Source organism: Kitasatospora sp. NBC_00240, from assembly GCF_026342405.1.
In the GTDB taxonomy this organism is placed as follows: Bacteria; Actinomycetota; Actinomycetes; order Streptomycetales; family Streptomycetaceae; genus Kitasatospora.
The window spans coordinates 7,601,611-7,615,102 of sequence record NZ_JAPEMU010000001.1 but is presented as its reverse complement, the minus strand read 5'-3'; the positions used below and the strand labels follow the sequence as shown (position 1 = coordinate 7,615,102).

The following is a 13,492-nucleotide window of genomic DNA, read 5'->3' as shown; positions in this document are numbered from 1 at the left end:
CGACCGGGGATCCGAAGGCTGCCCGTAGGACCGCTCCGAGGCGCCCTCCGAGGGCCGCCCGTTCTTCCCTCTCCGGCGACCGTCGAAACCTCTGGTAGCCATTCGATCGCGCAGAGTCGCGTGTCGGTCCGTCACCTTCCCGCCACCGTCTGCAACAGTGACAGGCGCCCGCTCACGGGCTCTCGTCCTGGATCGGAGACGGACACATGCGCGGCAGAGGAGTTTCGTACGGGGCGGCAGCCTGTTCCCTGTTCCTGGGATCACTGCTCACCGGGTGCGGAGCCGACAGCAACCTGATGCCCTCGGCGGCGGAGAACGGCCCTCCCGCCGACACTGCCTCCGCCGCGCCCGTCGTCGACGCGGCCGCACCGGCGGCCCCCGCGGTCACCGCCCGCAACGGCCTGATCGCCACCCGGGTGTTCCTCGACCCCGGCCGCACCACCGGCGCCATCTTCACCGTCGCCCCCGACGGCAGTGCGAAGCAGCAACTCACCCAGCCGTCGGCCGACTCGGTCGACGACCACCCGGACTGGTCTCCCGACGGCCGGACGATCGCCTTCGACCGCCGCACGGCCACCGGCCCCGCCCGCCTCTGGACCGTCGGGTCGACCGGTGGTGAGCCTCAGCAGGTCCCGCAGATCTGCCAGGACGAGGCCCCTGACTGCCTCAACGAGAACGAGAGCACCCCGGCGTTCTCCCCCGACGGCAAGCTGATCGCGTTCAGCCGGGCCTGGGGCGCCCTCGACGACCAGCAGAACCAGATCCAGTACTCCGATCTGTTCGTGATGAACGCCGACGGCAGCAACGCGCAACGCCTCACCATGCTCACCAACGACAAGCCGTACTCCGGCCAGGTCGACAACGCCACATGGTCGCCGGACGGCAGCCAGCTCGCCTTCGCCTACCGCACCAGCGCCACCGGGCAGCCCGCGGACAGCACCGCGATCTTCGTCATCAACGCGGACGGAACCGGCCTGCGCCAGCTCACGCCCTGGGCCCTGCGGGCCGGCGACCGCCCCAGCTGGTCGCCCGACGGCACCCACATCCTTTTCACCACCTACCCCGCCGGCGCCGGCTACACCCCCGGCGGTGGCATCTACACCGTCCACCCCGACGGCAGTGCGGTCACCGCGCTCACGCCGGCGCCGTCCGACACCTTCTACGGTGTCGCCGCCTACTCACCCGACGGCCAGCAGGTCACCTTCGCCCAGGCGCCCTCCGGCGCCAATGCCGAGGTCTACACGATGAAGGCGGACGGCTCCGCCGTGACCCAAGTGACCAACACTCCCGAACAGTGGGAGAGCCGGCCCGTGTGGGGACGTGCCGCGCAGTAACCGCCCTCGCACCGGCTCCGAAAGAGCGGGCCCGACCCTCCCCGGATCGGGCCCGCTCTTTCATGCTGTACGCCCGCAGGGCTCGCGGGACGTGAGGGGGAGCGTTCCGATGAGGTGCCGTTTCCGGATCAATCGAACTCGCCGGTCCGAAAACGCAGAGAAGCCCCGCCGGTTACCCGGCAGGGCTTCTCCACAATGATTGTTCGGCGGCGTCCTACTCTCCCACAGGGTCCCCCCTGCAGTACCATCGGCGCAATGAGGCTTAGCTTCCGGGTTCGGAATGTAACCGGGCGTTTCCCTCATGCTATGACCACCGAAACACTATGAAACTGTCACCGCACCACCCACCCGTGACCAGGGCAGGTGGGGTCGTTGTTTCAGAACAACACAGTGGACGCGAGCAACTGAGGACAAGCCCTCGGCCTATTAGTACCGGTCAGCTCCACCCCTTACAGGGCTTCCACATCCGGCCTATCAACCCAGTCGTCTACTGGGAGCCTTACCCTCTCAAGGAGGTGGGAATACTCATCTCGAAGCAGGCTTCCCGCTTAGATGCTTTCAGCGGTTATCCCTCCCGAACGTAGCCAACCAGCCATGCCCTTGGCAGGACAACTGGCACACCAGAGGTTCGTCCGTCCCGGTCCTCTCGTACTAGGGACAGCCCTTCTCAATATTCCTACGCGCACAGCGGATAGGGACCGAACTGTCTCACGACGTTCTAAACCCAGCTCGCGTACCGCTTTAATGGGCGAACAGCCCAACCCTTGGGACCTACTCCAGCCCCAGGATGCGACGAGCCGACATCGAGGTGCCAAACCATCCCGTCGATATGGACTCTTGGGGAAGATCAGCCTGTTATCCCCGGGGTACCTTTTATCCGTTGAGCGACGGCGCTTCCACAAGCCACCGCCGGATCACTAGTCCCTGCTTTCGCACCTGCTCGACCCGTCGGTCTCACAGTCAAGCTCCCTTGTGCACTTACACTCAACACCTGATTGCCAACCAGGCTGAGGGAACCTTTGGGCGCCTCCGTTACTCTTTAGGAGGCAACCGCCCCAGTTAAACTACCCACCAGACACTGTCCCTGATCCGGATCACGGACCCAGGTTAGACATCCAGCACGACCAGAGTGGTATTTCAACGTCGACTCCACAACCACTGGCGTGGCTGCTTCAAAGTCTCCCACCTATCCTACACAAGCCGAACCGAACACCAATATCAAGCTATAGTAAAGGTCCCGGGGTCTTTCCGTCCTGCTGCGCGAAACGAGCATCTTTACTCGTAATGCAATTTCACCGGGCCTATGGTTGAGACAGTCGAGAAGTCGTTACGCCATTCGTGCAGGTCGGAACTTACCCGACAAGGAATTTCGCTACCTTAGGATGGTTATAGTTACCACCGCCGTTTACTGGCGCTTAAGTTCTCAGCTTCGCCGAGACGAATCTCGACTAACCGGTCCCCTTAACGTTCCAGCACCGGGCAGGCGTCAGTCCGTATACATCGCCTTACGGCTTCGCACGGACCTGTGTTTTTAGTAAACAGTCGCTTCTCGCTGGTCTCTGCGGCCGGCCCCAGCTCAGAGTGCAAGACTCATCACCAGTTCCGGCCCCCCTTCTCCCGAAGTTACGGGGGCATTTTGCCGAGTTCCTTAACCATAGTTCACCCGAACGCCTCGGTATTCTCTACCTGACCACCTGAGTCGGTTTGGGGTACGGGCCGCCATGAAACTCGCTAGAGGCTTTTCTCGACAGCATAGGATCATCCACTTCACCACAATCGGCTCGGCATCAGGTCTCAGCCTCAATGAGTGACGGATTTGCCTATCACTCGGCCTACACCCTTACCCCGGGACAACCACCGCCCGGGCTGGACTACCTTCCTGCGTCACCCCATCGCTCACCTACTACCCTGTTGGGTCAGCGGCTCCACCACGTCCCTTCGTCCGAAGACTCCAGGCCGGCTTCGCGGCTTTAGCATTCAGAGGTTCGACGTTGGCGCTTCAAAGCGGGTACGGGAATATCAACCCGTTGTCCATCGACTACGCCTGTCGGCCTCGCCTTAGGTCCCGACTTACCCTGGGCAGATCAGCTTGACCCAGGAACCCTTGGTCAATCGGCGCAAGAGTTTCTCACTCTTGTATCGCTACTCATGCCTGCATTCTCACTCGTGTCCCGTCCACAACTGGATTCCTCCGCTGCTTCACCCGGAACACGACGCTCCCCTACCCATCACAGCAGGCGTTGGCCCTCTTGCTGCAATGACACGACTTCGGTGGTGTGCTTGAGCCCCGCTACATTGTCGGCGCGGAATCACTTGACCAGTGAGCTATTACGCACTCTTTCAAGGGTGGCTGCTTCTAAGCCAACCTCCTGGTTGTCTCTGCGACTCCACATCCTTTCCCACTTAGCACACGCTTAGGGACCTTAGTCGGTGTTCTGGGCTGTTTCCCTCTCGACCATGGAGCTTATCCCCCACAGTCTCACTGCCACGCTCTCACTTACCGGCATTCGGAGTTTGGCTAAGGTCAGTAACCCGGTGAGGCCCATCGCCTATCCAGTGCTCTACCTCCGGCAAGAAACACGTGACGCTGCACCTAAATGCATTTCGGGGAGAACCAGCTATCACGGAGTTTGATTGGCCTTTCACCCCTAACCACAGGTCATCCCCCAGGTTTTCAACCCTGGTGGGTTCGGTCCTCCACGAAGTCTTACCTCCGCTTCAACCTGCCCATGGCTAGATCACTCCGCTTCGGGTCTTGGGCATGCAACTCAATCGCCCTATTCGGACTCGCTTTCGCTACGGCTACCCCACACGGGTTAACCTCGCTACACACCGCAAACTCGCAGGCTCATTCTTCAAAAGGCACGCAGTCACGAGACAGACGGGCAAGCCCACTGTCCGACGCTCCCACGGCTTGTAGGCACACGGTTTCAGGTACTATTTCACTCCGCTCCCGCGGTACTTTTCACCATTCCCTCACGGTACTATCCGCTATCGGTCACCAGGGAATATTTAGGCTTAGCGGGTGGTCCCGCCAGATTCACACGGAATTTCTCGGGCTCCGTGCTACTTGGGAGAAGCTCAAGTGAGCCGCTGATGTTTCGTCTACGGGGGTCTTACCCTCTACGCCGGACCTTTCGCATGTCCTTCGACTACACCAACGGTTTCTGACTCACCCAGCCGCCGGCAGACGACTGAAGAACTTTCCCACGACCCCTCATACGCAACCCCTGCCGGGTATCACACGTATCAGGTTTAGCCTCATCCGGTTTCGCTCGCCACTACTCCCGGAATCACGGTTGTTTTCTCTTCCTGCGGGTACTGAGATGTTTCACTTCCCCGCGTTCCCTCCACATACCCTATGTGTTCAGGTATGGGTGACAGCCCATGACGACTGCCGGGTTTCCCCATTCGGAAACCCCCGGATCAAAGCCTGGTTGACGGCTCCCCGGGGACTATCGTGGCCTCCCACGTCCTTCATCGGTTCCTGGTGCCAAGGCATCCACCGTGCGCCCTTAAAAACTTGGCCACAGATGCTCGCGTCCACTGTGCAGTTCTCAAACAACGACCAGTCACCCACCATCGGACACCACCAGGGCGACCTCAAGCAGGACCGGCACTGAAGCAACGACCATACGGCCGTTCCCTCAGGACCCAACAACGTGCCCGACCCACCAGACCCGCCAGAAACCCGTTCCACGCACCAAAGTGCAGTACTTGGGAGGCCTGACAGACCTCGTGTGCCGAATAGTCAACGTTCCACCCATGAGCTAGCACTTCAGGACATTCGCCCGAAGCTGCCATGTGCTCCTTAGAAAGGAGGTGATCCAGCCGCACCTTCCGGTACGGCTACCTTGTTACGACTTCGTCCCAATCGCTGGTCCCACCTTCGACGGCTCCTCCCCTTACGGGTTAGGCCACCGGCTTCGGGTGTTACCGACTTTCGTGACGTGACGGGCGGTGTGTACAAGGCCCGGGAACGTATTCACCGCAGCATGCTGATCTGCGATTACTAGCAACTCCAACTTCATGGGGTCGAGTTGCAGACCCCAATCCGAACTGAGGCCGGCTTTTTGGGATTCGCTCCGCCTCGCGGCATCGCAGCCCTTTGTACCGACCATTGTAGCACGTGTGCAGCCCAAGACATAAGGGGCATGATGATTTGACGTCGTCCCCACCTTCCTCCGAGTTGACCCCGGCAGTCTCCTGTGAGTCCCCATCACCCCGAAAGGCATGCTGGCAACACAGAACAAGGGTTGCGCTCGTTGCGGGACTTAACCCAACATCTCACGACACGAGCTGACGACAACCATGCACCACCTGTATACCGACCACAAGGGGGCGACCATCTCTGGCCGTTTCCGGTATATGTCAAGCCTTGGTAAGGTTCTTCGCGTTGCGTCGAATTAAGCCACATGCTCCGCTGCTTGTGCGGGCCCCCGTCAATTCCTTTGAGTTTTAGCCTTGCGGCCGTACTCCCCAGGCGGGGAACTTAATGCGTTAGCTGCGGCACCGACGACGTGGAATGTCGCCAACACCTAGTTCCCAACGTTTACGGCGTGGACTACCAGGGTATCTAATCCTGTTCGCTCCCCACGCTTTCGCTCCTCAGCGTCAGTAATGGCCCAGAGATCCGCCTTCGCCACCGGTGTTCCTCCTGATATCTGCGCATTTCACCGCTACACCAGGAATTCCGATCTCCCCTACCACACTCTAGCCTGCCCGTATCGAATGCAGACCCGGGGTTAAGCCCCGGGCTTTCACATCCGACGCGACAGGCCGCCTACGAGCTCTTTACGCCCAATAATTCCGGACAACGCTCGCACCCTACGTATTACCGCGGCTGCTGGCACGTAGTTAGCCGGTGCTTCTTCTGCAGGTACCGTCACTTGCGCTTCTTCCCTGCTGAAAGAGGTTTACAACCCGAAGGCCGTCATCCCTCACGCGGCGTCGCTGCATCAGGCTTTCGCCCATTGTGCAATATTCCCCACTGCTGCCTCCCGTAGGAGTCTGGGCCGTGTCTCAGTCCCAGTGTGGCCGGTCGCCCTCTCAGGCCGGCTACCCGTCGTCGCCTTGGTAGGCCATTACCCCACCAACAAGCTGATAGGCCGCGGGCTCATCCTGCACCGCCGGAGCTTTACACCAACCCCCATGCGGAGGAAGGTCATATCCGGTATTAGACCCCGTTTCCAGGGCTTGTCCCAGAGTGCAGGGCAGATTGCCCACGTGTTACTCACCCGTTCGCCACTGATCCACCCCGAAGGGCTTCACCGTTCGACTTGCATGTGTTAAGCACGCCGCCAGCGTTCGTCCTGAGCCAGGATCAAACTCTCCGTGAATGTCTGCCGGTAATCCGGCGAGCCACTCGCGTTGAGCGGCACGGCAACCAACCGGAATAGGGCGGTCCCGCGCACTGCGTCCTCGCTAGTGTTTTGTTACTAAAGGAATCTCCAACCCGGATCGAACGATCCAGGCCGGGGATGTCAACATATCTGGCGTTGACTTTTGGCACGCTGTTGAGTTCTCAAGGAACGGACACTTCCTTCGAGCCACTCTCGTGAACTCTCCGGGCGCTTCGTTCTTTCGTGTTTCAAGCTTATCAGATGTTTTCTGCTCCGTTTTCCGGGGCTTCGTTCATCCGATTTGCTTTTGGCCTTTCGGCGCTCCCGAACTCTACCAGAGTTTCTCGGGCTGCTTTTCCCCGGTGAATCCGAACCTGAATCCGAATCCCTGCGGGTGAAGCGTGCTGCCACTGGGGCAACCCGGAGAACTCTACGGAGGCCGGGCGGCACAAGCAAATCGTCCCGTCCCGGGGCTCCGGGACGGGACGATCCGAGGTGCGGGGGCGGTCAGGAGCGGGCCATCTCCTCGGCGATCGCCGCCGCGAAAGCGTCGATGTCCGCCTCGGTGGTGTCGAAAGCGGCCATCCAGCGCACCTCACCAGTGTGCTCGTCCCAGAAGTAGAAGCGGTACTGCTTCTGCAGTCGCTCGCTCACCTCGCGGGGCAGCAGCGCGAAGACGGCGTTGGCCTGGACCGGCCGGACCACCGTCACGCCGTCGATCCCGCGGACGGCGGCCTCCAGGCGGCGGGCCATCGCGTTGGCGTGGCTCGCGTTGCGCAGCCAGAGGTCGCCGGCCAGCAGCGCCTCGAACTGCACGGAGACGAAGCGCATCTTCGAGGCGAGCTGCATCGACATCTTGCGCAGGAACTTGATGTCACGGACCCGCTCAGGGTTGAGGACCACCACGGCCTCACCCATCAGCAGGCCGTTCTTGGTGCCCCCGAAGGACAGCACGTCCACGCCGGCGTCCGTGGTGAAGGCACGCAGCGGCAGGCCGAGCGAGGCCGCCGCGTTGGCCAGGCGCGAGCCGTCCACGTGCACGAGCATGCCGTGCTGGTGGGCGTGGTCGCAGATCGCCTTGATCTCGTCCGCGGTGTAGAGCGTGCCCAGCTCGGTGCTCTGGGTGATGGAGACGGCGAGCGGCTGGGCGCGGTGCTCGTCCCCCCATCCCCAGGCCTGCTGGTCGATCAGCTCGGGGGTGAGCTTGCCGTCCGGGGTGGGGACGGTGAGCAGCTTGATGCCGGCGATCTTCTCGGGGGCGCCGCACTCGTCCACGTTGATGTGCGCGCTCTGCGCCGCGATCACGGCGCCCCAGCGGGGCAGCAGCGCCTGCAGGGCGACCACGTTGGCGCCGGTCCCGTTGAAGACCGGGAAGGCCTCGGCCTTGTCGCCGAAGTGCTTGCGGAAGACACCCTGGAGGTGGGCGGTGTAGTCGTCCTCGCCGTACGCGACCTGGTGGCCGCCGTTGGCCACCGCTATCGCGGCCAGGATCTCCGGGTGGACGCCGGCGTAGTTGTCGCTGGCGAAGCCGCGGACGGCCGGGTCGTGGTGCCGTACCGCGTCGGTGGCGGGGGCGGGGGTCATCGGGCTGTCAGCCACAGGTGCTGTCCGTTCAGTTCTGCTGCGGGGCGGTCCCAGAGGCCCGCCAGGGTGTCGGCGAGGTCGGCGGTGTCGGTGAAGCCGGCGAACTTGGCGTCCGGCTTCTCGGCCCGCATCTCGGGCGAGACCAGGGCCTTGATCACCAGAATGGCAGCCGCCGCGGTCGGCACGCCGTCCCCGGAGGTCGTCTCCTTCTTGAAGGAGTCGGCCATCGCCAGGGTCCAGGCCTCGCTCGCCGCCTTGGCGGCGGCGTAGGCGGCGCCGCCCGCGGTCGGCTTGTGGGCCGACGAGGCCGAGACGATCGCGTAGCGGCCGGACTCGCTGCGCAGCAGCGCGGGCTGGAACGCCAGCGAGGTGTGCTGGAGGGTGCGCACCACGGTGTCGTGCAGGAAGTCCCAGTCGTCGATGCGGGTCTCGAAGAAGGTCTTGCTGCCGCGCCAGCCGCCGACCAGGTGGAAGACGCCGTCGACGTGGCCGTGCTCGGCCTCCACGTGGTCGGCCCAGTCGTGGACCTCCTGCGGGTCGAGCAGGTCGATGACCTGGCCGCTGATCTTCGCGCCGGGTACGGCGGTACGGACGGCGTCGAGCGCCGTTTCGAGGCGCCGCGGGTCGATGTCGGCGCCGATCACGGTCGCGCCGCCGGCGGCGAGCCGGCGCAGCACGGCCTGGCCGGCGGGGCCGCTGGCCCCGGCGACGGCGATCACCTTTCCATCGAGGGCGTTCATGCGGCGGCTCCCTGGATGCCGGCGCCGGTGATGCCGGTGGTGGCGGCGATGACGCCGCTGAGCTTCTTGGAGAGGGCCTCGAAGAACATGCTCAGCGGGAACTCGTCGGGCAGTACGGCGTCGCACAGGGCCTTGTTGAGCGCCTTGCCCTCGGTGATGTCGAGCGGCAGCGCGTCGGGGCCCTTCGCCCAGGTGGAGGCGGGGTGCGGGGTGAGGTAGCGGGAGACCAGCTGGTACGCGGCGATCCAGTGGGCGGTCTTGGGGCGGTCGATGCCGTCGCGGTAGAGGGTCTCGATCTCGCCGCAGAGGGCGTTGGTGACGTCGGCGACGCGCTCCCAGTCGATGCTGAGGCGGTTGTCGCGCCAGCGCAGCGCGTCGTGCTTGTGCAGGTAGGCGAAGAGCAGCTGGCCGCCGAGGCCGTCGTAGTTGCGCACCCGGTCACCGCTGACGGGGAAGCGGAACATCCGGTCGAAGAGGATCGCGTACTGGACGTCACGGCCCTGGGCGTAGCCCTCGGCCTCCAGCCGGACGGCCTCCTTGAAGGCGGTCAGGTCGCAGCGGAGCTCCTCCAGCCCGTACATCCAGAACGGGCTGCGCTGCTTGATCATGAAGGGGTCGAACGGCAGGTCGCCGTGGCTGTGGGTGCGGTCGTGGACGAGGTCCCACAGGACGAAGGTCTGCTGGGCGCGCTGCTGGTCCTGCAGCAGGCTCGCCGCGTCGGCGGGGATGTCCAGGCCGAGCAGGTCGACGGCGCGCTCGGTGACGGCGCGGAAGCGGGCCGCCTCGCGGTCGCAGAAGATGCCGCCCCAGGTGAAACGTTCCGGCGCCTTGCGGACGGCCACGGTCTCGGGGAAGAGGACGGCGGAGTTGGTGTCGTACCCGGCCGTGAAGTCGGTGAAGGTGATCGGTACGAACATCGGGTTGTCGAAGCGGGTGCGCTCCAGCTCGGCGAGCCAGTCGGGCCACACGACGCGCAGCAGGACGGCTTCCAGGTTGCGGTCCGGGTTGCCGTTCTGGGTGTACATCGGGAAGACCACCAGGTGCTCCAGGCCGTCCTCGCGCTGCGCGGCGGGCTGGAAGGCCATCAGGGAGTCGAGGAAGTCGGGCTCGCGGTAGCCGGTCTCCGCCCACTTGCGCAGGTCCGTGCCGACGGCGGCGAGGTACGCGGCGTCGTGCGGGAAGAGCGGGGCGAGCTCCTCGACGGCGGTCAGCACGACCTCGAGCAGCGGGTCGACCGTGTGCCGCTGGACGGCGGCCAGGTCGATCGAGCCGTCCTTGGACTGCAGGGGGCGCAGCGCCTCGACGGCGTCCTTCAGTCTCAGCCAGGCCGGGTGGCCGGCGTTGGTCTGCTCGGGAGCATCGGCCGCCACAGCGAGCCTCGGCGAAAGATTCTGCATCTCTGACTCACTTCAACAGGAGTTATTTCGACGGATACACCATAGATACAGGAGGTTCTCCTGTTCAAGGGGGGTCATGGAGTGATCTGTCCCGCCGCTGCCCCCGCACCGTGGAGGCCGGGCCCCGGACCGGGCCGCGGAGGCCCCGGACGACGGCTCCTCGATCGGGGGCCGGGGTCGGTCCACCTCCCGCCACTCTCCCGGCGGTGATCCTGTCGGCAGGGGCCCGGGGAATTGCTCCGGTGCCTCGTGCCGTGGTGCGCGCGGCGGTGCTCGCCGCCGGCGCGGAAGCCGGCTCGGGGGGCGCGGCGACGGCGGCGCCCCGCGACACCGGGCTGTGCGGTGCCGTACGCCGACCTTGCCGCCTGCGGTCCGGCAGCGCCACCGGGGAGAGCCCCGGCCAGGGGAGACCCGGCCGGCCCGGTCCCGCCCCGGGGCGCGGCGGGCCCGCCCACCGGCCGGGGGACGGGGTGCCGTGGGACGCCGGTGGCGGGCGGGCCGGGAAGGCCGTCCCGGTGCCAAACCTCTCGGCTGGGGCTGAGGACCACCGGGAAACGCCGAAGGTCACCTCCGTGCGCCCCTGCACGCGCCCTGCTGCGTGCGCCCCCGACCGGTGATCGTGGCAGGGACGCCCGCACGCACCGGTCGAGAGGGGTGCGCCGATGCACGGACCAGCCGTCGTCACCTGGCTGCTGGCTGCACTCACCGCCACCTCGGGGACGTACTGCCTGAGCCGGCTGCGCGGGCCGTCCTGCGAGCGGCCGGGGCCGGGCGCCCGGCACGGGGTGCTCAGTCACGAGTCGGCCGCCGCCGAGGCGCTGATGGGTCTGGGGACGGCCGCGATGGCCGTGTCCGGCGGCGTCGTGCCGCCCGCGGTGTGGGCCTGGGTGTTCGGCCTGCCCGGCGCGTGGTTCCTGTTCGCGGCCCTGGCCCCACGGGCGGCGGCCCCGCGCTCCCCTGTCCGGTACCCGCGCGTCCTGCCGCCCGCTCCCCTGGACCCCGGAGTCCCGGGCTCCGGAGTCCCGGGCCCGCCCCGTCCGTACTCCGCCGGCCCGCACTCCCCCGCGCCGCACTCGCCGGCCCGGCGGGTCCACCGGCTGCACCACGCGATCGGCGCCCTGGCCATGACGTACATGGCCCTCGCCATGGCCGGGTCGCCGGCGCACAGCCATCACCAGACCGGCGCCGGACTGCCGCTGCTCACCGGCGGCCTGCTGCTGTACTTCGGCGGGTACACGCTCTGGACCGGCAGCCGGCTGCTGGCCACCCCGGGCGGGGTCCTGCCCACCGGCACCACCGGACTGCCCCAGGCCTGCCGGCTCACCATGGGGATCGGCATGTTCGCGATGCTGCTGACGCTCTGACCCGCCCCCGGTCCGGGGTGTCGACCCGAGGGCGCCGGCGCCGACCGCACGGCGGCGGCCGGCCGGGCGGCCGCCGGTGCTACGCCGGGTGTCGTTGGTCACGGTGGCCGAAAGTCGTTCCCCGGGGGCCGGGGAGCGCATAGGTTGGCCGGGAGCGCATTGTCGCGCTCCGTGCGTACTGGGGGAGCCCCTGCCATGACGGCCCTGCTCGGCCTCTTGCTGCTCGGACTGCTGCTGTCGACCGTCGCGCCGCGCCTGCTGGCCCGGGCCCGGTGGGTCGAACGGGAGCCCGTGCTGGGGTTGTTGGTGTGGCAGTGCCTGGTGGTCGCGGTGCTGCTGTGCTGCCTGCTCGCCCTGCTGCTGGCCACCTCGGCCGCCCTGCCGGAGCTCCGGGTGCTGCTGTTCTCGGGGGCGCCGCACGGCGTGGAGGCCGCGTACGGGCTGCAGGGGGCCGAGGGGTGGGGGCGGCTCTGCGCGGCGCTGCTGGCCGCGGGCGGACTCCAGACGCTGTTCGCGCTCACCCGGGAGGTCCGCTCGGCGCGCGCGCTGCGCGATCACCGTCATGCGGAACTGGCCCACCGGGCACCCGAGTTGCCGGACTCGATCGGCGGCCGGCGCGGTCGGCGTCAGGGCCGCGAGCGGCTGGTGGTGCTGGAGAGCATGAGCCCCGAGGCCTGGTCGCTGCCCGGGCACGGCGCTCGGCTGGTGGTCACCACCGGCGCCATCCGGCAGCTCACCGACCGGGAGCTGGCCGCCGTGCTCAGCCATGAGCGCGGGCACGTCCGGGCGCGCCACCACTGGCTGTCCCAGTGCGCGCAGGCGCTGGCCACCGGGTTCCCCGGGGTCGGGGTGTTCAGCGCGTTCCGCGACCAGGTGGGCGAGCTGGTGGAGCTGGCCGCGGACGACCGGGCGGCACGCCGGCACGGCCGGACCACGACGGCCCTGGCGCTGGCCGAACTCAACCTGGGGCGCGGGGTGTTCGGCTCCTGCCCGCCCGGGCTGCTGGCCCAGTCCCCGAAGCGGGTGGACCGGCTGCTGTCGGACCACCCCAGACTGCCGGTCTCGCACCGGCTGCGGCTGACGGTGGCAGCCCTGGCCGCACCGGTGGCGGCCGTCCTGCTGGCGGCGGCGCCGGGCATCTCCGCCCTGGTCTGAGCCGGACCCCGAAAGGCGACCGCCCGGTGGCCCGGGCGGCAGCCGTACGAGGGCCGGGGCCGGCCGGACGGGGCGGGCCGGCAGCGGCCGTTCGGGGCGGAGGTCAGCCGGTGACGGCGGGGGCGCCGCCGAGCACCCGGGCCAGCACCTCGCGGTGCAGCGGCCGGGCCCGCTCGTAGCGCTCGCGGCCCTGGTCGGTCAGCGTCACGAAGATGCCCCGGCGGTCGTTCTCGCACATGGCGCGGGTGACCAGGCCGGCCTTCTCCAGCCGGCCGATCAGCCGCGACAGGGCGCTCTGGCTCAGGTGGACGGTGCAGGCCAGCTCCTGGACCCGCAGCATGCCCTGATGGGACCCCTCGCTCTCGACCAGCCGTTCCAGCACCTCGAACTCGCTCATCCCGAGGTCGTGGCGCTCCCCCAGTTCACGGTCCAGGGCGCAGGCCGTCGCGGCGTGGCGGGCCAGCAGGTCGCGCCAGCCGGCCACCAGGGCCGCATCGGCGGCGGGGTCGAGTTCGGACACGGGGTCAGACTAGCACATGCTGAGGAATTTATTGCATTCACATTATATTTGCTTGC

Annotated in this window: 7 protein-coding genes and 3 rRNA genes; 3 read left to right on the top strand and 7 right to left on the bottom strand. The window is 66.6% G+C overall.

Annotated features, from left to right (window positions below):
• Positions 1 to 206: 206 nt before the first annotated feature.
• Complete coding sequence (locus tag OG689_RS32660; RefSeq protein ID WP_266324437.1) at positions 207 to 1,334, top strand: hypothetical protein; 1,128 nt, start codon at positions 207 to 209, stop codon at positions 1,332 to 1,334.
• Between the two features lie 201 nt (positions 1,335 to 1,535).
• Here the strand turns inward: OG689_RS32660 and rrf are convergent.
• From rrf to OG689_RS32630, 6 genes are all read right to left on the bottom strand, one after another.
• Positions 1,536 to 1,652: ribosomal RNA gene (gene rrf / locus OG689_RS32655) — 5S ribosomal RNA — on the bottom strand.
• Between the two features lie 88 nt (positions 1,653 to 1,740).
• A 23S ribosomal RNA gene (locus OG689_RS32650) occupies positions 1,741 to 4,863 on the bottom strand.
• A gap of 286 nt (positions 4,864 to 5,149) precedes the next feature.
• Positions 5,150 to 6,673: ribosomal RNA gene (locus tag OG689_RS32645) — 16S ribosomal RNA — on the bottom strand.
• Together the 16S, 23S and 5S rRNA genes form the textbook arrangement of a ribosomal RNA operon.
• Positions 6,674 to 7,183: 510 nt before the next feature.
• Positions 7,184 to 8,260: a low specificity L-threonine aldolase gene (locus OG689_RS32640; protein WP_266327605.1), complete on the bottom strand. Its 1,077-nt coding sequence runs from the start codon at positions 8,258 to 8,260 to the stop codon at positions 7,184 to 7,186.
• Positions 8,257 to 9,000: an SDR family NAD(P)-dependent oxidoreductase gene (locus OG689_RS32635; protein WP_266324436.1), complete on the bottom strand. Its 744-nt coding sequence runs from the start codon at positions 8,998 to 9,000 to the stop codon at positions 8,257 to 8,259. The genes OG689_RS32640 and OG689_RS32635 overlap by 4 nt, the downstream gene beginning before the upstream one ends.
• Complete coding sequence (locus tag OG689_RS32630; protein ID WP_266324435.1) at positions 8,997 to 10,397, bottom strand: DUF6421 family protein; 1,401 nt, start codon at positions 10,395 to 10,397, stop codon at positions 8,997 to 8,999. The genes OG689_RS32635 and OG689_RS32630 overlap by 4 nt, the downstream gene beginning before the upstream one ends.
• Positions 10,398 to 11,059: 662 nt before the next feature.
• Between OG689_RS32630 and OG689_RS32625 the strand changes: the two genes are divergently transcribed.
• Together OG689_RS32625 and OG689_RS32620 are read left to right on the top strand one after the other, a co-directional pair.
• On the top strand, positions 11,060 to 11,761 hold the full coding sequence (locus tag OG689_RS32625; protein WP_266324434.1) for a DUF5134 domain-containing protein: 702 nt from the start codon (positions 11,060 to 11,062) through the stop codon (positions 11,759 to 11,761).
• A 195-nt stretch (positions 11,762 to 11,956) separates the two neighbouring features.
• Positions 11,957 to 12,916 carry a M56 family metallopeptidase gene (locus tag OG689_RS32620; protein WP_266324433.1) on the top strand — a complete coding sequence of 320 codons (960 nt, stop codon included), beginning with the start codon at positions 11,957 to 11,959 and terminating at the stop codon, positions 12,914 to 12,916.
• A 103-nt stretch (positions 12,917 to 13,019) separates the two neighbouring features.
• On the opposite strand, the gene OG689_RS32615 is transcribed toward OG689_RS32620, so the two are convergent.
• Entirely contained in the window at positions 13,020 to 13,436 is a 417-nt protein-coding gene (locus tag OG689_RS32615; RefSeq protein ID WP_266324432.1) for a MarR family transcriptional regulator, read from the bottom strand.
• Positions 13,437 to 13,492: the final 56 nt, after the last annotated feature.

What these genes read in the sequence shown, in the direction of transcription:
- OG689_RS32660 (WP_266324437.1), top strand. Translation starts at nt 207, where the DNA reads ATGCGCGGCAGAGGAGTTTCGTACGGGGCGGCAGCCTGTTCCCTGTTC.
- OG689_RS32640 (WP_266327605.1), bottom strand. Translation starts at nt 8,260, where the DNA reads ATGACCCCCGCCCCCGCCACCGACGCGGTACGGCACCACGACCCGGCC.
- OG689_RS32635 (WP_266324436.1), bottom strand. Translation starts at nt 9,000, where the DNA reads ATGAACGCCCTCGATGGAAAGGTGATCGCCGTCGCCGGGGCCAGCGGC.
- OG689_RS32630 (WP_266324435.1), bottom strand. Translation starts at nt 10,397, where the DNA reads ATGCAGAATCTTTCGCCGAGGCTCGCTGTGGCGGCCGATGCTCCCGAG.
- OG689_RS32625 (WP_266324434.1), top strand. Translation starts at nt 11,060, where the DNA reads ATGCACGGACCAGCCGTCGTCACCTGGCTGCTGGCTGCACTCACCGCC.
- OG689_RS32620 (WP_266324433.1), top strand. Translation starts at nt 11,957, where the DNA reads ATGACGGCCCTGCTCGGCCTCTTGCTGCTCGGACTGCTGCTGTCGACC.